The organism is Kitasatospora sp. NPDC057940 (assembly GCF_042887425.1).
Taxonomy (GTDB): domain Bacteria; phylum Actinomycetota; class Actinomycetes; order Streptomycetales; family Streptomycetaceae; genus Kitasatospora.
This window is the reverse complement of record NZ_JBHVPH010000002.1, coordinates 277,658-294,994: the sequence shown is the minus strand read 5'-3', so window position 1 is coordinate 294,994 and position 17,337 is coordinate 277,658. Positions and strand designations below refer to the sequence as shown.

Below are 17,337 nucleotides of genomic sequence, written 5' to 3'. Positions count from 1 at the left end.
GAGGGAAGGCAACTCCATGGCACGCCGCCACGACCGTTCCGCACACGGGCCGACCGAACCCGTCGGCCACACCCGCCCCACCATCGAGTTACGGGCGGTGTGGCGCGGCTACGGGCGAGGCGACGAGACCGTGCACGCGCTGCGCGGCATCGACCTGGCACTGGGACACGGCACCTTCACCGCCGTCATGGGCCCCTCCGGCTCCGGCAAGAGCACCTTCCTCCAGTGCGCCGCGGGCCTGGACAAGCCGACCTCGGGCGAGGTGTTCCTCGGCGGCGAGGAGATCACCGGCCTGAGCGAGAACCGGCTGACCGAACTGCGGCGCCGCCGGATCGGGTTCGTGTTCCAGTCGTTCAACCTGCTGCCCTCGCTGAGCGTGCTGCAGAACGTGCTGCTCCCGCTGCGTCTGGCCGGTGAGCGTCAGGACCGCGGCAGCGCACGGGAGTTGCTCGCGCAGGTCGGTCTGGGTGAGCACGCCTCGCGCCGGCCGGGCCAGCTGTCCGGCGGGCAGCAGCAGCGGGTGGCGATCGCGCGTGCGCTGATCACCCGCCCGGACGTGGTGTTCGCGGACGAGCCGACAGGCGCGCTGGACACCGGCACCGCGCACGAGGTGCTGACCCTGCTGCGGGACGCGGTGGACACGATGGGTGCGACGGTCGTCATGGTGACGCACGACCCGGTGGCGGCCTCGTTCGCCGACCGCGCGGTCTTCCTGGCCGACGGCGCCCTGGCGGGCGAGCTGGCCCACCCGGATCCGAAGGCCGTCGCCGACCGGATGGTCACCCTCGCCACCGCACGGCTGGGGGCGGCGGCGTGAGCAACGGACTCGCGCGCGCCTCGGTGCGCTTTCGGCCCGCCTCCTTCGCGGGCACCTTCATCGCCCTGCTCTTCGCCGCGGCGGTCATCATGGCCTGCGGCACCATGCTGCAGACCGGCATCACCGCCACCGTGCCTGCCGTCCGCTACGCGAACGCGCCGGTCGTCGTCGCGGCCGATCCGGACGTCGAGATCGTCCGCAGGACGGGCAAGAAGGAGAAGACCTACGACCGGCCCGTCCCCGGCCGGGCCCGGGTGGACGCCGCCCTGGCCCGGCGCGTCGCCGCTCAGCCCGGTGTGGCGGCGGCCCGCGCGGACTCCGCCTTCCCGGTCCAGCCGGGCCCCGTGACGCCGGGCCTGACCGGGCGCGGGTACGCGGCGCTCGGCATCGCCGGCGGCGCGGACACCCTGGTCGAGGGCCACGCCCCGGCCGACGGCGAAGTCGTCCTCGACGCCGCCACCGCCCGCGACGCCCACCTCGCCCCGGGCACGAGCCTGAGCCTGACCGCACCCGGCGGCAGCGGCACCTACCGGATCTCCGGCCTCGCCGCGCCGCAGAGCGCCGGCCCCACCGCCTGGTTCGCCGACGACACCGCCGGCCGGCTCTCCGGCCACCCCGGCCGCGTCGACGCCATCGCCGTTCAGCCGCGCGAGGGCGTCAGCGCCGAGGGCCTCGCCCGGCAACTGCGCGACGCGCTGCGCGACACCGCCGGCCGGGACGCCGCCGGGGCCTCCCCCACCGGGCTCAGGGTGGTCACCGGCGACACCCGCGGCTCCGTCGAGCAGCCCGCGCTCGGGGACGGCCAGACCCTGCTCATCGCGATCGGCGGTTCCTTCGGCGGCAGCGCGACCATGGTGGCCGTCTTCGTCGTGGTGTCCACCATCGCCCTGGCCACCGGCCAGCGGGCCCGCGAGTTCGCCCTGCTGCGCGCCGTCGGCGCGACACCCCGCCAGATCCGCCGCACCATCGCCACGGAGGCGGTGCTGGTGGCCCCCCTGGCCGGCCTGCTCGGCCTGGTCCCGGGCGTGCTGCTGGCCCGTTGGTGGTTCGACGGCCTCGCCTCGCGCGGCGCCGTCCCCCAGGGCGTCGGACTGGACGTCGGCCCGCTGCCCGCGCTCGTCGCCGTCGCCACCTGCCTGCTCGCCGCGCTGGCCGCCGGCCACCTGGCCGCCCGCCGGCCCTCCGGCCTGCGGCCCAGCCAGGCCCTCGGCGAGGCGTCGGTGCCGCCGGCGCGCATGGGCGTGGTGCGGACCGTCCTCGGTGTGGTGGCCATCGCCGGCGGCGTGGTGCTGACCGTGGTCGCGGCGAGCCTGGACGGCGAGAACGCCGCCAGCACCGCGCTCGGGGTGGTCATGTGCTTCCTGCTGGCCATCGCCCTGCTCGGCCCCTGGGTGGCCCGGATCACCGCCGGGGTGCTCGGGCTGCCGCTGCGGGCGGGCGCGGGCGGCGCCGCCGGCTCGCTGGCCGCCGACAACGCCCGCGCCAACGCCCGCCGGCTGACGTCCGTGCTCACCCCCATCGCGATGGTCACCGCCTTCTGCGGCACCATGCTGTTCATCCAGAGCAGCGTCCAGCACGCCACCGGCGAACAGGTGCGCGACGGGATCGTCGCCGACCACGTGCTCGGCTCCCCCGGCCCCGGCCTGCCCGCCACCACCGTCGAACAGGCCGCCCGGGTGCCGGGCGTCGACGCCGCCGTGGGCGTGCTGCGCACCGGCGCCGTCTACCGCTCGGCCGGCAAGCTCCGCTCCGTGGGCGCCCTCGGCGTCTCCGGCGACCCGGCCGAGCTGCCCCGGGTCATCGACCTGGGGGTGCGGACCGGTTCGATCGCCGACCTGGCCCGGGGCTCCGACACCGTCGCCCTCGATGTGGCGCTCGCCGACAAGCTCGGCCTCAAGACCGGTGACCGCGCCGCCTTCTGGCTCGGCGACGGCACCCAGGCCCACCTGACGGTGGTCGCCACCTACGAGCGCGGCCTCGCCTTCGGCCAGCTGGTCCTGCCCCGGGAGGCCGTCGCCGCGCACGCGGGCGTGGCCTACGACAGCCAGGTCCTGGTCGCGGACGCGCCCGGCGCCGACCGCGCCGGCGTCTCCGCCCGACTGGCGAAGCTGCCCGCCGAGGCCTCCGCCGGCGGAACGGCCGCCACGAGCGCGGCCTACGGGCTCGCGGTGGCCGACCGGGCCGGGTACGTCGCCCAGACCGACCGCCGGCGCGAGGCCGGCGACTGGGCGAACTCCGTGATGGCGGGCGTGCTCGGCGGCTTCGCGGCGATCACCGCCGCCAACACGCTGGTGATGACGGTCCTGGACCGGCGCGGCGAGGTCTCCCTGCTGCGCCTCGCGGGCGCCACCCGCCGCCAGGTCCGCGGCATGATGCGCTGGGAGGCGCTGCTGGTGGCCGCGGCCGGGCTGCTGCTGGGCAGCGCGATCGCCTGGATCACCCTGGTGCCGATCGCCCGGGGCCTCGCGGGCACCGCGCCGTACGTCCCGCCGGGCACCGCCCTGCCGCTGGCCGCCGCGGCCGTGGTGCTCTGCCTCGCGGCGACGGCCCTGCCGGCCCGGGCCCTGCTGCGGACCCGGCCGCTCGCGGCGACCGACTGAGCCGGGGCGGGTCCGGCGCCCCGCCTCGGTGAACGATCCGGCCGGGCCGACCCCGAACGCGGAGCCGGCCTGCGCCGCGAAGCGCCGGGAGGCGCCGGGAGGCGCCGGCGGCGGCCCCCGCCGATACTGGCCGGGGTGCCCGGCCACGTACGACCTGCGGGAGGAAGCATGGACCACGGTCCCGTCGTCGCGGGCTTCGACGGTTCGCCGGAGAGCCTCGCCGCCACCGAGTGGGCCGCCCGGGAGGCGCTGCGCCGCGGGCTCGCCCTCGAACTCCTCCAGGCCTGGCCCTGGCCCAAGCGGGACTCGGTCGGCACCGACGAGGTGTACAACCGCAGCCGGGACGCCCTGGCCGCCCGCGAGGCGGAGCTGCGCGCCACGAACGCCGGCCTCCAGGTCTCCTCCCGCCAGGTCTCCGACGACCCGGCCAAGGCGTTGGAGACCGCCGCCCGGACCGCCTCCGTGCTCGTGCTCGGCTCCCGCGGGCTGGGGCCCGTACGCGGCTTCCTGGTCGGCTCGGTCAGCCAGGAGGTGCTGCGCCGGGCCGCCTGCCCGGTGGTGCTGGTCCGGGCCGGTGAGGGCGAGCGGGGCGCTCCCACCGACCCCGTCCTGGTGGGCGTCGACCTCGCGCATCCGCCGGACGACGTCCTCGCGTTCGCCTTCGAGGCGGCCGCCCGCCGCTCGGCACCCCTGCGGATCGTCCATGTCTGGTCGCCGCCGGCCGGCAGCGAGTACATGGCGTTCGACGCCATCGGAGGGCTGGAGAAGGAGCTGTCCGCCTCCGAGCGGAAGCAGTTCGCCGACGTCCTGGCCCTCTGGCTGGCCCGCTACCCCCAGGTGACCGTGACGTCCGAACTCGTCCGGGGCAACGCCGCCATCATCCTGGTGGAAGCGTCGGAGACGGCCCGGCTGGTCGTCCTCGGCCGCCACGTCCGGCGGCTGCCTCTCGGCGCCCACCTCGGCCCGGTGGCGCACGCCGCGATCCACCACGTCCACTGCCCGGTCGCCGTCATCCCGGACACCTGACCACTGCGGGGGCCGTCCCTCCAGGTGAGCGGGACCACCGTCGAGGCGGCCCTCACGCCGGTCACAGCCCGCCGGCACCGTCGATGACCAGGAGCACCCCGATCACGGCGAGGACCACAGCGGTGACGGTGCTGTTGTGGGTCTCCAACCAGGTCCTGGCTCTGCCCAGCGGAGTGAGCACCTGCTCCCCCCGCGCGATGTGGAGCAGCAGCGGAAGCACGACGGTGGAGACCGCGAGCGCGGTGAACACCGCCACGGCGGTGACCGTACGGGGTGGACCCAGTTCGGCGGAGCCGATGGTCAGCCCTGCCGCCGCGGACAGCAGGACGGTCTTCGGGTTGGCCCCCGACAGCAGGAGGCCCAGCCGCAGGGCCTTGGCCGGCGTGGCGTCCGTGAGGCTCCGCATCCAGGCCGGGGTCCCCTTCTTGCCGCCGGAACGCCACTGCCGCCCGGCGAGCAGGACCAGGACCGCGCCGAGGACGACCTTGGTCCAGGACGCCCAGGTCGGGGTCTCCTCCCGGGTCTCGATGACGGTCGCGAGCGCCGTGAACGCGGACGCCGCCACGAGGATTCCGGCCGCCCACCCGGCCAGGAAGGCCCCGGCCGTGGCCCTGGGCCGGGGGGTGAACAGCAAGAGGAGCGCCGGCACGATCGGCAACGGCGACAACGCGATGGCCAGGGCCAGCGGCACCACCTCGCTCAGCACGACGTTCACGGACCACCTTCCTCCCGCCACTGCACGCGGAGCCCGGTGCGCCCGCCCTTGAGTTCTTCGGGGTGCTTGGGGGACAGACACCCCGTCAGACGGCCGGTGTGGTGTTGGTGGCGTCCAGCGCCGCGCGCAGCGCGCGGGCCAGGACCACGCCGTCGTCGATCGCCCAGAAATGAGCGAAGAACAGGCGGGGTTCTTCCGTGAGGCCGTGGTTGTGGAGCTCGACGACGTTGATCCCGCCGCGGCGCAGGGCTGCCAGCACGTTCTGTACCTCGCCGGCGGTCATCGCGAAGTCGCCGTTGACCGCGGCCCGGCGGGCGCCGACCGGATAGAAGCTGATGAGTGTGGTCATACCCGTGGCCGGGGGCAGGACGCGTCCGTGGTCGGTGATCGTCTCCCGGCGGTTGAAGGTGAACCGGTGGATCCCGCTGTCGTTGACGCCCCTCGCGTTCAGCTCGCCCTCGATGGCGGCGGTGTCCAGGTCGGTCCGCGGCTGTGAGGCGGCCGGCGGGGTGGAGGGCGTGGTCGTGGCGGCCAGAGCGGCTTTCACGCTGCGGGCCAGGGCCGCGGGGTCCTCGGCGTGTCCGTGGAAATGGGTCCACCACATGGCCGGCTCGTGGGCGAGCAGGTGCTTGTGGACCGCGCTCAGTTCGAGGCCGCCGGTGTTCAACGCATCGATGGCGGGCTGCAGTTCGGGCTCGGTGACCGCCAGACTGCCCATCACCAGGGTGTGGCCGTCGTCGTAGCGGGTGAATGCCGCGTAGGAGCCCAGGAACAGCGTGACGCCGTAGGTGGTCACCGGCAGGTCCTGCCGGGCGAAGCGCACACGGTAGACGCCACCGTCCTCCACCGTCCCGCTCCGGCCCAGGACGTCGGCCACCCTGGTCCAGTCCGTTTCCGCCGTCGGCACCGGCAGTACCCTCCGCCGCCGTGCCGACCCCGCCGCAGCCGTCCCCGGAGCGGTGCCGGCCAGCACCGGCGCCACCGCCGCCACGGTCAGCAGCCGCCGACGCGACGGGTTCAGCCGGCCATCCATGGCGCCTCGCGCCGGAACTCCGCTCACCACGACAACCCTCTCCCAGACAACCGGTCGGGACCATGAAACCGGGCGGGGTCACCGAACCGCTGAAGCGCCACGCCGGACCGGGCGAACGCGCCGGAGCCTGGGAGGCCGAGGCGGGGAGACGGCGGCAACCGCACCGGCTGCCGGAGGGTCAAGCAGGCAGATGGCCGTCCACGAACCCCTGCGGTTCCCCCGGGACCTTCCGTGCGTTCCGGCGCCGCACCGCCTCCGCCGCGAACAGCGCGGCCGGGACGGCCGCCACCGGCACCGACCACCACGGCAGGCCGGCCCAGAACGCGAGCACCGCGGGCATGACGCAGGAGAACAGCGTCCAGAAGACGAGCGCCCGGGCGAGGGCAAACGTGGTGGGACGGCCGGTGAACAGCAGCGCGCCCAGGGCGGCGGCGAGCACCGCCAGCAGCGCGACGGCAGTGCCCAGCCCGGCGATGAGCTGCGCCTCTTCGCGGGGCTCGTCGACGGAGGCCTGCGCGACGCCGGCCCGCTCCAGGCGCATCACCTGGCCGCGCCACACCGCGCCGTCCACCCGGTCGCCGGGCTTCAGGTCCTCCAGCAGCGGCCCGGGGTTGCCGAACCGCACCGTGCCGCTCCAGGACGGCGCGCCGTCCAGCGTCGCCAGGTGGTCCTTGTGCCGGAGGACCGTGCCGCTGACGGTGAACGGCACGGTGCGCACGCATTCCTCGACCGCCGTGCCCGGGCTTTCGGCCGGGCAGGTCGCGGCGGCCGCGTACGAGCGGGACCGCTCGGTGTCGTCCGGCATCCGGACGGCGAACACGTACCAGGCGGCCGCTGCCGGGACGAGTGCCGCCGCAGCGAGCAGCGCGCCGCCGGTGCGGGTCCATGGTGAGGGACGGTGGGTCATGACGGTTCTCCCCCCGGTCCGGTGCGTGGCCCGAGCACCCGGGCTGCCGTCGCCGGGGCGTGCCGCCCCGCCCCTTCCGGGGTCGGACGGCACCGGGCGGCCGGAACGCCGGACGGTGTCTCAGTTCTCGGAATCTGCCCGAAGTCCACGGAAGCCCTGTGGACGGTGTGTAACGCCTGAAGGGGCCGGGGCCGACGCGAGGGGCGGCGGGTCCGCAGCCGGAGCCGGGCCGACGGCGTGCCGGCGGACCTCGCGTCGAGCGCCACGCACACCGCCCCCGGACCGACCTGCGGACACAACTGTCCCTTGTTGCCGACCAGGCTTCCCGGCACTCCTTCGTGCACGCTATCGGACGCCGCCCCGGCTTCGCACACGGGTTCGCCAGGCCACCCGGACCGATCCGTCGACCGGCACTCCTGGTGACCGGCCGTGCGCGTGGGGCGGAACTTCCTGCCCCACCCGCCCTGTTCGATTCCAGGCGACAACCGCAGGCCGCACAACCGAGTTGCGCCGGTCGGCGTGTCGGCCCGCAGGGGCCGCTCGTTACGATCACGGCCTCGCTGAGCGGACCAGGGGGCCCTGCGACGACGAGACGACGAAAGGCCCGCCCCACCATGACCCGCCCCTTGCGCGAGCTGAACCCGGCCCGGTTTGGCGAAACCTCCTGCCTTCGGACCAACCGCCGCCCGCGGTCCACCCCAAGGTGCTGCGGGACGAACTCGCCGCCGCGGCCCAGTGGGTGGCCGACTACCTGAACGAGCTGCCGGCCGGCCCGGTGGCCCGTCCGATGCCCGCGAAGCAGCGGGCGCGGCTGCGCGAGGGGCGGCTCGACCGACAAGCCGGGGACCTGGGCCGGGTGCTGGACTTCGTACGGGACGAGATCGCCCCGTTCCCGACCGGGAACGGGCACCCCGCGTTCTTCGCCTGGGTGAACTCGCCGCCCGCACCGGCCGGAGTCATCGCCGAACTGCTGGCCGGCACCGTCAACGCGACCTGCGGCATGGGCGAGAACGCCCTCATGGACCTGGAACGCGGCACCGTACGCATGCTCGCAGGCCTGGCCGGACTGCCCGACGGCACCGGCGGGGTGCTGACCAGCGGCGGCTCCATGGCCAACCTGCTGGCCCTCGCCACCGCCCGCACCTGGTTCCTCACCCTCCGGGGCTCCGGCGACGGCCCCGCCTACGACCGCGACCATGCCCGGCTCACCCTCTACTACAGCGCCCGGGCACACATGTCCGTCGCCAAGGCGGCCTCCTGCATCGGCCTGCCCACCCATCGGCTGCGCCCCATCGCCGCCGACGCGCACGACCGCCTGGACCCCGCCGCGCTGCGCGCCGCGGTCGCCGCCGACCTGGATGCGGGACTGCTGCCGTTCTGCACCGTCAGCACGCTGGGCACCACCGCGACCGGAGCCGTCGACCCGCTCGAACCGGTCACGCAGCTGTGCCGGAAGGTCGGCATGTGGCATCACGCGGACGGGGCCTGGGGCGGGCTGGGCGCTGCCGTGCCGGCCCTGGCGCCCCTCTACCGGGGCGTCGGTGACCTCGATTCGATGACCGTGGACCCGCACAAGACGCTCAGCGTGCCGGTCGGCTGCGGAGCACTGCTGCTCCCGGACCCCGAGCACCTGCACACCGCCTTCGCGCACCAGGCCTCCTACCTCGCCGCCGCCGAACCGGACGCGCTGCCGTGGCTCTCCCACGCCACGATCGAGCTGACCCGGCCCGGCACCCGGGCAATGGCCCTGTGGGCCACGTTGCAGCACCTGGGCCGCGACGGCGTCACCGGCTTGATCGAGCACTACCTGGGCCTCGCCGATCAGTTGCGCGACCGGATCTCCGCCGAACCGCGGCTGGAGCTGCTGGCGGGCGGCCCGTGGCCGGTCGCCTGCTTCCGCATCGCCGAGCCGGACGTCGGCGACCCGGACGCCCTGCACACCCGCGTCGCCCGCCGCGTCCAGGACGGCGGACGCGCCTACCTCGCCACCGTCGCCGTGCGGGGCCGCACCGTCCTGCGCGCCTGTCTGTGCAACTACCGCACCACCACCGACGACCTCGACCTGTTGGTCCGCGAAGTCCTCCACGCCGCCGACGCCGACACCGACCGCCGGTCACCTGCCGCCGGGCCTGGGGCGGGCTCGGGCTCGGGCTCGGGCTCACCCACGTCGCGGTGACGACCGGCGGTCAGGCCGTCGGCCAGTTGCGCAGCAGTGCGTCCAGGGCGTCGAGGATGCGCGCCCAGGTGTCCTCCGTGCCGCGCGGAGTGTGCTGGAAGCTCCCGGCCCGCTCCAGGGCCACGTAGCCGTGGAAGGTGCTGCCGAGCAGCCGGACGGCGTCGGTCTCGTCGGGTTCCGCGAGGTCGTAGCCGCGCAGGATCGCGCGGGTCATCTGGGAGTGCCGGACGCCGGCGCTGGCGCGCGCGGTCTCGGGGTCGAGTTCGAGCTGCGCGGCAGCGTAGCGGCCGGGGTGTTCGCGAGCGTAGTCGCGGTAGGCGTTGGCGAAGGCGGCCAGGGCGTCCTTGCCGGCGCGTCCGGCCAGGGCGGCGGCGACCCGGTCGGCGAGTTCCTCGAGTGCGAGCAGGGCGATCCTGGTCTTGAGGTCCTGGGAGTTCTTGACGTGCGAGTACAGGCTCGCGTCCTTGACGCCGAAGTGTCGTGCCAGCGCCGAGACCGTGACCTTGTCGAAGCCGACCTCGTCGGCCAGTTCCGCTCCCGCCCGGGTGAGTCGTTCCGCGTTCAGTCCTACGCGTGCCATGGCCTTCCCTCCGATCGACTGAGGCCATTATACATTTGCCTAATAGTCCTAGGTAATTTACGTTGGCTCCTATGAAGCCGTTGACCGACCAAGAGATCCGTGCCGCCTTCGTGAACTGCACCAAGGGCGAGGCGAAGCGCCTGCACATCCCCCGCGACCTGGCCGAACAGCCCTGGGACGACCTGGACTTCCTCGGGTGGCGCGACCCGCAGGCGCCCGACCGCGCCTACCTCGCGGCCGAGTTGGACGGCCGCGCGGTGGCGGTCGCGCTGCGCTCCTCCGGCGCCGCGTCCTGGCAGGCCCGGCGCAGCATCTGTTCGCTCTGCGTGACCACCCACACCGGCGGCGTCTCGCTGCTGGTCGCGCCCCTGGCCGGGAAAGCCGGCAAGCAGGGCAACTCCGTCGGCGCCTACATGTGCAGCGACCTCGCCTGCTCGCTCTACGTTCGCGGCAAGCGCGAGACCGGCACCCGGCTCCACGAGTCACTCACCGTCGAGGAGAAGATCCGGCGCACCATGGCCAACGTCGCCGCCTTCGTCGCCAAGGTCACCGCGTGACCCACGGCGGAACACCGCCCGGCCACATCGCCCCACACCGCCGGCCCACATCACCCCGGACACCGTCCCCGCCGCAGCGGGGCCGGTATCCGGGGTGAGCCACACCTCATCCACTCCCAAGGGGTGGTCCCGCCGCCCGGATCGCGACCGGGTATCGCTACATGACGGCCCAGGGGTTCGCGCCGGGCCCGGAGAGGTTCTGATTCAGCACCGGCTGGCACCACGCGGGAATCGGCGACGCCGTCCTCGTCATCGACGCCGACACCCACCCTGACCGACCTTTCGGGGGTCAGGGTTGTGACGGGGAGACTCCAACTCGCCAGAGGCAGGGAAGGAACGGGCTTCACCTGATCGATCCAGTAAATGATTGTCAGTCAACTCCAGTCGGTACCAGTCCTACTGGTGCCAGGAAGGGGCCGATTCTTGCGCCAGGGGCCACTTTAGGGGGCCAGCTCCGGGAAACTGGAGGCTCAGATGCTTAGGGGGCGGGCATGATGGCACCAGACGGCATCGGGGTGCTGCTGCGCGAACGCAGGGAAGCCACCGGCCGTTCCCGGGATGAACAGGCCCTGTTCCTGGAGCAGTTCCAGGACGGGGAGCGGTTCGACCCGGAGAACCTGAAACGATGGGAGACGGAGAAACGCCTGCCGACTCCCCGGTGGCATCCCCTGCTCGCGGACGGATACGGGCTGGCGGTGCAGGAGATCGTCCGAGCCGTGGCAGAGTCCAGACACTGGCGCAGGAGCGCGCGCCGCGCGGACGGCGTCGATCGGGAGGAGGGCACAACGGTGAAGCGCAGAAACTTCCTCGGAGTGGCGGCGCTGGCGACGGGGGCTGTGGCCCTGCCCGGCATCGCCGAGGCGCGCGAGGGCATCGACGCGGGACTCTCCGGCTCGGATGCCGGTGACCTCGCCTACCTCGACGGAGCGTTCGAGCGCCACCGCGGCGGCTACCGCGGGCGGCCCCCGACCACCGTCCTGAGCCGGATGAAGGACGACCTCGGCCTCCTGCGCGACGTCCTCGGCCGCCCGCACCCGGCCACCGAACGTGCCGGCCTCGCCCGCACGGCCGCCGGGATCACCGGGCTGGTCGCGATCATCCAGCACGACCGCGGCGACCATCGGGACGCGCACGGCTGGTTCACCACCGCCGAGCAGGCCGCCCGCGAGTGCGGCGACCGGCAGATGCTCGCCTGGGTCCTCGGCCGTCACGCGATGGTCCACCTCAACTACGGTGCCCCGAACGCCGCCGCCGGCCTCGCCATGCGCGCCCGCTTCGAGAGCGGGCAGACGCCGACCGCCGCGGCCGCCTTGGCCGCCGCCGTCACCGCCCGAGCCCTGGCCGCCGCCGGAAACCAGGAAGGTGCGCTCCTGGCAGTCGCCGACGCGCGCGACATCGCCGAACACCTCGACGGCGCCCAGGCCGCCGACACCTGGTTCGACTACCCGATGCAGAAGCACCACGTCCACCTCAGCCAGGCGTTCACGATCATGGGCCGCACCCGTGACGCCTACGGTGAGCAGGAAGCCGCCCTCGCCCTGACGCGGTCGCCGTCGGTGATGACCCGGGCCCTGCTGGAGATGGACGCCGCAGCGTGCATGAGCGCCGACGGCGACCCCACCGCAGCGGCGGACAAGGCCATCAGCGTGTGGGAGAACCTGCCGGACGCCTACCGCGACGGCCTGGTCCGCACCCGCGCCGAGGCCCTCCAACAGTCGCTGCCGGGGGTGGCCCACGGCCGGCTCGGGCAAGCCCTCACGGGCTGAGGACGAATCAGGCCGACCCCCTCCGGCGCCGGCGGCGCGCCCTTCCGGGACGGCCCGGTGGTGCGTCGGCAGCGGCAGTCCTTCCGCAGCATCTGTTCGCTCGTCGACGCTGGCTACCGGTCGCTCTGTCGCACCCTGCTGACATGATCGTCCGAACAGCGCGGACGAAAGAGTGGGCATGGACCTGACGGTGGAACAGGCGGCGCGGCAGATCACGGCGGAGGTCGTCGCACAGGCGCCGGAGGGCTGGACGAAGTGCGTGCTGCGCGGGCACGGGAGCCGAGGGGGCGTCGGTCTGTCCGGCGGCGGGTACGTGGTGCCGAGCCGTCCGGGCTCCTTCTTCCGGACGCCGTTCCCGCACCAGGGCCTCGCCTCGCTGGTGTCCCGGTTCCGGGACAGCCATGGCTGGGAGGGCATCGCCCTGGAGTTGACCTGCCACCCGTCGGGCGCCTTCGAGCTGCTGGTGTTCCGGGACGCGATACGGCCCGGGGGCGGCCCCGAGGACGGCTGGACACTGACTCTCGACCCCGACTTCGAACCGTCCGAACCAGGCACGGCCGACGACGCAGAACCGTCCGAGCTGCGCCAGGCCGGGGACCCTGCGCAGGCGGTCGAGCGACTGCGGGCCGTACTCCGGCAGCACGCCGAACGCTCCGGCGCGGAACCGAAGATGCCCGCGCCCGTCACCGAGGAGCAGCTCGCCGCCGCCGAGCGCCACCTCGACCGGCCGCTGCCCGCAGACCTGCGGGCCCTCTACCTGGAGGCCGACGGGGACGGCGACAACGAGGCTCTGGCCGGCTACTACTGGCTGCCGCTCGACAGAGCCCTGGCCCGGCGCGACGACTACATCGGCGTCCCGACCTGGTTCGGCTGGGAACTCGACTGGAAGAAGGTGATCTTCGACGCCGACCCGCCGAACACCGTGCGCCGCTGCTCGGGCCATCCGGGCTGGCTTCCCTTCGCCACCTGGTGCGACGGGAACTTCTTCGCCGTGGACCTCGCACCGGCCGCGGACGGCCGCCCCGGCCAGGTGATCGAAGTCGGCCGGGACTTCAACGGCGGCCCGCGCTACGTCGCCTCCTCCGTCACCGCCTGGCTCGGCCAGATCCTGGGCCAGCCCGATCCGCACGCCCCGCAGCAGTCCGGGAACGACTCGCGCCAGCTGGTGGTCTCGGCCCTGGACGAACGGCTCGCGCCGGGCGTCCAGGCGATCCACCTCAACGACGCCCCGTCACCCGTCGACCTCGCCCCGCTCTCCGCCACCCCGCACCTGCGGCGCCTGCACCTCAACCGCTGCGCCACCACCGACCTGTCCCCCGCAACAGCACTCCCCATCGAGGACCTGTCCATCGACCTCGCCCCCGAGGCCGACCTCATACCGCTCACCGGCCACCCGCACCTCGCCTCACTCGCCGTCGGCTCCGAGACCCTGATCGACCTCGCCCCGCTGCGCACCCTCCCCGAACTGCTTTCCCTCGACCTGTCCCGTTGCCCCACCGCGGACTTGGCGTTGCTGGCCGATCTCCCCGGCCTGCGCTACCTCGCCCTCTCCGCCACCCAGTGGACAGCCCTGATCGCCACCGGCCGACTCCCCACCCACCTTGCAGCCGCTCGCATGGCCGGAGCCCCACCCCTCACCGCCGTCCTCGACCTGCTCGCTGCCCTCGGCGTCGACACCTCCAACGCCCACCGGCTCTCCGGCACCATCGAGGACGCCTCCTGACGCTGTGACCACACCTGTCCACCAGGCCGGTACCGGCGCGACCTCGGCCGGTTGAACGTCGCGAGGCGTTCACCCCGGAAGGGGCACGACGGCAGAGCCGGTCAGAATCCGCAGGCTCACGCTGTCCCGCCCCTGGGCTGCGCGGACGCTCCCGAGCGTCCGCGCAGCCCGCCCCCGACCTGGGAAGCTTGGCGATTCGCTCCGGGTGGGCGCGGTGACGTAGCGCACGGCGGTTGATGCCCGGCGAAGGCCCAGCCACGGGTATTTCCTACCAGGTGATCAGGACGTAGCCGGGGCCACCTCGGCTACCCGTCCGGCCGGTTTGGCCGCCGGTCCCGCTGCCACCAGGCTGTCAACTCGGGCTGGAGGGACCCCCTGTGGAGCCGCCGCCCCCTCCCGTGCCTCCCGTGTCGCCGGCACCGCTGCTTCCGACACCGGTACCGGCGGGCGGGGTGACAGTGGGCGCCGGAGGCGCGGCCCCGGTGACGGCCCCTGTCCCGCCGACACCACCCGAACCGCCGCGCTCGCCCGAACCGGCGCATCATGTCCTGCCACCGGGCCGTCTGGCTGGTCCGTGTGCGCCGTGCGGGGTGCCGGTTCTACTGCTGGTCGTCCTGGAGGGCTTCAAGCATCTGCTCGTTGATGGCCCTGGTCTGGTCGCGGTAGGGGTGGAGGGTGGCCTCGATGTTCTTGAGCTGCCAGTCCTCGTCCACGTCGGCGTCGGTGATCACCAGTTCCAGGTGGCTGTCCAGGGCGCGCATGTGCAGGCCCTGGAGGACGCCGAGGAGTTGGGCGACTCCCTTGTTCCCGCCGCGGGTGCCGTAACTGGCGACGGCGGCCGGCTTGTCGTGCCACTCGCGGTAGAGGAAGTCGAGGGCGTTCTTCAGGACGGCGGGGTAGCCCCAGTTGTACTGCGGGAAGACGAACACGAAGCCGCTGTAGGAGCTGACGGTGCGGCTCCACTGGCGGGTGTGCTCGTGTTCGTACTGCTGGAGTGCGGCCTTCAGCGGCTCGTCGAGAAGGGGGAGGTCGATGTCGGCGAGGTCGAGCAGCTCGTAGGTCAGGGGGCTGTCCTGCTGGAGCTCGGTGCGGATCCATTCGGCGATGCCGGGGCAGATCCGGGTCGGGCGGGTGCTGCCGACCACGACGGCGATCCGGTCACCGGGCTGCGGTGCGGTCCGGGTGTCCGGATTCTGGGTGTGGTCCATGTCGGTCTCCTGCCGTGTGCTGTTCGGGTGCCGCCGCACAGCCCTGCCGACCGCCGGCCGCTGGCCGTTGCCGGGTGGCGGGCTCAGGCCCGGGAGCCAGGGGCGCCGGGGGTCAGGTCGGTGCCGTGGGCGGCGGCGTCGTGCTGGACGACCTGGCTGGCCAGCTGGGACAGGCGCTTGCGGTTGGTCTCGGTGAGGCCGCTGACGGCCTGCTCCAGTCGCTGCCCGACCTCGGCGGCGAACGCCTCGGCGAGCCGCCGGCCGTGCCCGGTCAGGCGGACGCGCACCGCACGCCGGTCCTCGGGGACCGGCACGCGCTCCACGAGGCCGCGGCGCTCGGCCCGGGTGGCCAGGCCCGTCGTGCTGGACTTGTCCAGGTCCAGCAGGTTCGCCAGCTGGGCCATGCTCGGCTCCCGGTCGCGCAGGACGCCCACCAGGCGGGCTTGCAGGACCGGCAGGCCGTGGGCGTCGGCGGCGTGGTCGAGGACGCCCTGCACGAGGAACGACAGCTGGACGAGTCCGTCCGTGATGCCGAGGTCGGACGCGCGCCGGGCGGCCCTGGGCCGCGAAGGGGTGGCTGCTGCCATGCCGACCAGCGTAGTCGACATTAGTACGTGCCACAAACATTTTAGTACGCGACACATATGGGTGCCGCCCTCGCAGCGGGCCCACGCGGCCGGCCGCGAGTCGCCTTCGAACGCGAAGCCGGTACCGGCTTCCTGGTGTCCGGGAAGGAGCAACGCGCCCAGGCCGAACGGGCGTTGTCAGATCGCGGTGCGCTCCGGGCAAGCCACGGGGGCCGGGTCGCCGAGCAGTTCGTGGTTCCGGGTCTCGGGGAGGCAGGTGGCCGCGATGGCGGCCAGGACGTAGGCGAGCCCCGCGAAGAGGGCGATGCTCGCCGCGAGGCCGAGGCGTCCGGAGAGGTAGCCGACGAGGGCGGGGAACACGGCGCTGACGATGCGGCCCAGGTTGTAGCAGAAGCCCTGCCCGGTGCCCCGGACGCGGGTGGGGTACAACTCCGCGAACAGGGCTCCCAGTCCGCCGGGGATGCCGGCCGAGAAGAACCCGAGCGGCGCGCCCGCGAGGAGGGTGCCGAGATCGCCGAGTGGCAGCAGCAGGTAGGGAACCAGGGTCACGAGGCAGCACAGGGCGAAGAGGACGACGTTGCGGCGGCGGCCGATCCGGTCGGAGAGCCACCCGGAGGCGAGGTAGCCGAGGAACGAGCCGGCGATGAAGACCGCGAGGTGCCCGCTGCTGCCCATCACCGACAGGTGCCGGGTGGTGTGGAGGTAGGTGGGCAGGAAGGTGGTGAGGGCGTAGTAGCCGCCGTGGCTGCCGAGCCCGAGCAGCGCGCCGAACACGGTGACCCTCAGCAGCCCGGGGCGGAAGATCTCCATCGGCGACGCCTTCTCCCGCCGCCGCTGGTCGGCCGTGGGGTCGGCGATCCCACGGCGGAGGGCGAGCACCAGCAGGGCGGGCAGCACCCCGAGCCAGAACATCGCCCGCCACGCCCAGGCCTGCGGCAGGACGGCGACCAGCACCGAGTAGGCGGCGAGGGTGAAGGCCCAGCCGACGGCCCACCCGCTCTGCACCGCCCCAAGGGCCCTGCCCCGGTAGCGCGTGGTCACGTACTCGCTGATCAGCACCGCGCCCGCGGCCCACTCGCCGCCGAAGCCGATGCCCTGCAGGCAGCGGAAGGCCAGCAGGGACTCGAAGCCGTTGGCGAAGCCGACGAGCGCGGTCGCCACCGCGTACCAGGCGATGGCGAAGCGCAGGACGGCCACTCGGTCCCACCGGTCGGAGGCGACCCCGGCCAGCCAGCCGCCGAGCGCGGTGCAGACCAGGGTGACCGAGGAGGCCAACCCGCCCTGGCCACTGGTGAGATGCCACAACGCGGTGAGGGTCGGCAGCACCAGGCCGTAGATCTGCGCGTCGGCCCCTTCCAGCGCCCAGCCGCCGAAGGTGGCCCAGAACGCCCGTCGACCCGCGGGCGTTGCCGAGCGGTACCACTGGCGCATGCGCGCTCCTTACCTGAGGTCGATGCGGTAGCAGTCGGTGCGGTAGCAGCCGGTGCGGTGTCGGAAGGAACCAACGGCCGGCACGGCGCAGCGGGAACGCCTCCGCGACACCGACCGCACCGAGCATGGGCACGTCAGTATGTCGTCGAACATGCAGGCCAATATGACAGTCAGTCAGGTGAAGGTCCAGAGGCCCCCGGTCCTGGACCCC

At 73.7% G+C, this 17,337-nt stretch carries 14 protein-coding genes; 7 read left to right on the top strand and 7 right to left on the bottom strand.

The genetic code is table 11. From position 1 onward, the window contains the following. The first annotated feature begins 16 nt into the window (after nt 1-16). The 3 genes from ACFVTF_RS04875 to ACFVTF_RS04865 all read left to right on the top strand — a co-directional run bounded on the left by ACFVTF_RS04875 (nt 17) and on the right by ACFVTF_RS04865 (nt 4,443). The gene (locus tag ACFVTF_RS04875; protein ID WP_387809052.1) at nt 17-817 is read left to right on the top strand and encodes an ABC transporter ATP-binding protein; all 801 of its coding nucleotides are present in this window, start codon (nt 17-19) and stop codon (nt 815-817) included. Next, nucleotides 814-3,417 carry an ABC transporter permease gene (locus ACFVTF_RS04870; RefSeq protein ID WP_387809049.1) on the top strand — a complete coding sequence of 868 codons (2,604 nt, stop codon included), beginning with the start codon at nt 814-816 and terminating at the stop codon, nt 3,415-3,417. Before ACFVTF_RS04875 ends, ACFVTF_RS04870 begins: the two co-directional genes overlap by 4 nt. A 168-nt stretch (nt 3,418-3,585) precedes the next feature. Then, nucleotides 3,586-4,443, top strand: a complete 858-nt coding sequence (locus ACFVTF_RS04865) for a universal stress protein (RefSeq protein ID WP_387809047.1) — start codon at nt 3,586-3,588, stop codon at nt 4,441-4,443. Between the two features lie 61 nt (nt 4,444-4,504). On the opposite strand, the gene ACFVTF_RS04860 is transcribed toward ACFVTF_RS04865, so the two are convergent. From ACFVTF_RS04860 to ACFVTF_RS04850, 3 genes are all read right to left on the bottom strand, one after another. Beyond that, the gene (locus tag ACFVTF_RS04860; protein ID WP_387809044.1) at nt 4,505-5,158 is read right to left on the bottom strand and encodes a GAP family protein; all 654 of its coding nucleotides are present in this window, start codon (nt 5,156-5,158) and stop codon (nt 4,505-4,507) included. Between the two features lie 85 nt (nt 5,159-5,243). Next, entirely contained in the window at nt 5,244-6,191 is a 948-nt protein-coding gene (locus ACFVTF_RS04855) for a DUF1259 domain-containing protein (protein ID WP_387809041.1), read from the bottom strand. Nucleotides 6,192-6,369: 178 nt separating this feature from the next. Next, nucleotides 6,370-7,098 carry a hypothetical protein gene (locus ACFVTF_RS04850; RefSeq protein ID WP_387809038.1) on the bottom strand — a complete coding sequence of 243 codons (729 nt, stop codon included), beginning with the start codon at nt 7,096-7,098 and terminating at the stop codon, nt 6,370-6,372. A 703-nt stretch (nt 7,099-7,801) separates the two neighbouring features. On the opposite strand from ACFVTF_RS04850, the gene ACFVTF_RS04845 reads away from it, so the two are divergent. Next, nucleotides 7,802-9,274 (top strand): pyridoxal phosphate-dependent decarboxylase family protein, encoded by a 1,473-nt coding sequence (locus tag ACFVTF_RS04845; RefSeq protein ID WP_387809035.1) that lies wholly within the window; start codon nt 7,802-7,804, stop codon nt 9,272-9,274. A 10-nt stretch (nt 9,275-9,284) separates the two neighbouring features. Here the strand turns inward: ACFVTF_RS04845 and ACFVTF_RS04840 are convergent, their stop codons facing one another. Further along, nucleotides 9,285-9,854, bottom strand: a complete 570-nt coding sequence (locus ACFVTF_RS04840; RefSeq protein WP_387809032.1) for a TetR/AcrR family transcriptional regulator — start codon at nt 9,852-9,854, stop codon at nt 9,285-9,287. Nucleotides 9,855-9,925: 71 nt separating this feature from the next. Between ACFVTF_RS04840 and ACFVTF_RS04835 the strand changes: the two genes are divergently transcribed. The 3 genes from ACFVTF_RS04835 (at nt 9,926) to ACFVTF_RS04825 (ending at nt 13,900) form a co-directional block, all read left to right on the top strand. Next, nucleotides 9,926-10,411, top strand: coding sequence for an FBP domain-containing protein (locus ACFVTF_RS04835; RefSeq protein WP_387809031.1), 486 nt, complete (start codon nt 9,926-9,928; stop codon nt 10,409-10,411). Between the two features lie 491 nt (nt 10,412-10,902). Then, entirely contained in the window at nt 10,903-12,177 is a 1,275-nt protein-coding gene (locus ACFVTF_RS04830; RefSeq protein ID WP_387809028.1) for a transcriptional regulator, read from the top strand. Between the two features lie 178 nt (nt 12,178-12,355). Then, nucleotides 12,356-13,900, top strand: a complete 1,545-nt coding sequence (locus ACFVTF_RS04825) for an SMI1/KNR4 family protein (RefSeq protein WP_387809025.1) — start codon at nt 12,356-12,358, stop codon at nt 13,898-13,900. A 599-nt stretch (nt 13,901-14,499) separates the two neighbouring features. On the opposite strand, the gene ACFVTF_RS04820 is transcribed toward ACFVTF_RS04825, so the two are convergent. The 3 genes from ACFVTF_RS04820 to ACFVTF_RS04810 form a co-directional block, all read right to left on the bottom strand. Further along, the gene (locus ACFVTF_RS04820) at nt 14,500-15,108 is read right to left on the bottom strand and encodes an NADPH-dependent FMN reductase (protein ID WP_387809023.1); all 609 of its coding nucleotides are present in this window, start codon (nt 15,106-15,108) and stop codon (nt 14,500-14,502) included. A gap of 83 nt (nt 15,109-15,191) precedes the next feature. Then, nucleotides 15,192-15,695 carry a MarR family winged helix-turn-helix transcriptional regulator gene (locus ACFVTF_RS04815; protein WP_387809020.1) on the bottom strand — a complete coding sequence of 168 codons (504 nt, stop codon included), beginning with the start codon at nt 15,693-15,695 and terminating at the stop codon, nt 15,192-15,194. A gap of 177 nt (nt 15,696-15,872) precedes the next feature. Continuing rightward, nucleotides 15,873-17,126, bottom strand: a complete 1,254-nt coding sequence (locus tag ACFVTF_RS04810) for an MFS transporter (protein WP_387809017.1) — start codon at nt 17,124-17,126, stop codon at nt 15,873-15,875. Between the last annotated feature and the right edge of the window lie 211 nt (nt 17,127-17,337).

Coding starts and splice junctions, on each gene's coding strand:
- ACFVTF_RS04875 (WP_387809052.1), top strand. CDS start 17: ATGGCACGCCGCCACGACCGTTCCGCACACGGGCCGACCGAACCCGTC.
- ACFVTF_RS04820 (WP_387809023.1), bottom strand. CDS start 15,108: ATGGACCACACCCAGAATCCGGACACCCGGACCGCACCGCAGCCCGGT.
- ACFVTF_RS04830 (WP_387809028.1), top strand. CDS start 10,903: ATGATGGCACCAGACGGCATCGGGGTGCTGCTGCGCGAACGCAGGGAA.
- ACFVTF_RS04840 (WP_387809032.1), bottom strand. CDS start 9,854: ATGGCACGCGTAGGACTGAACGCGGAACGACTCACCCGGGCGGGAGCG.
- ACFVTF_RS04835 (WP_387809031.1), top strand. CDS start 9,926: ATGAAGCCGTTGACCGACCAAGAGATCCGTGCCGCCTTCGTGAACTGC.
- ACFVTF_RS04810 (WP_387809017.1), bottom strand. CDS start 17,126: ATGCGCCAGTGGTACCGCTCGGCAACGCCCGCGGGTCGACGGGCGTTC.
- ACFVTF_RS04850 (WP_387809038.1), bottom strand. CDS start 7,098: ATGACCCACCGTCCCTCACCATGGACCCGCACCGGCGGCGCGCTGCTC.
- ACFVTF_RS04865 (WP_387809047.1), top strand. CDS start 3,586: ATGGACCACGGTCCCGTCGTCGCGGGCTTCGACGGTTCGCCGGAGAGC.
- ACFVTF_RS04825 (WP_387809025.1), top strand. CDS start 12,356: ATGGACCTGACGGTGGAACAGGCGGCGCGGCAGATCACGGCGGAGGTC.
- ACFVTF_RS04855 (WP_387809041.1), bottom strand. CDS start 6,191: ATGGATGGCCGGCTGAACCCGTCGCGTCGGCGGCTGCTGACCGTGGCG.
- ACFVTF_RS04815 (WP_387809020.1), bottom strand. CDS start 15,695: ATGGCAGCAGCCACCCCTTCGCGGCCCAGGGCCGCCCGGCGCGCGTCC.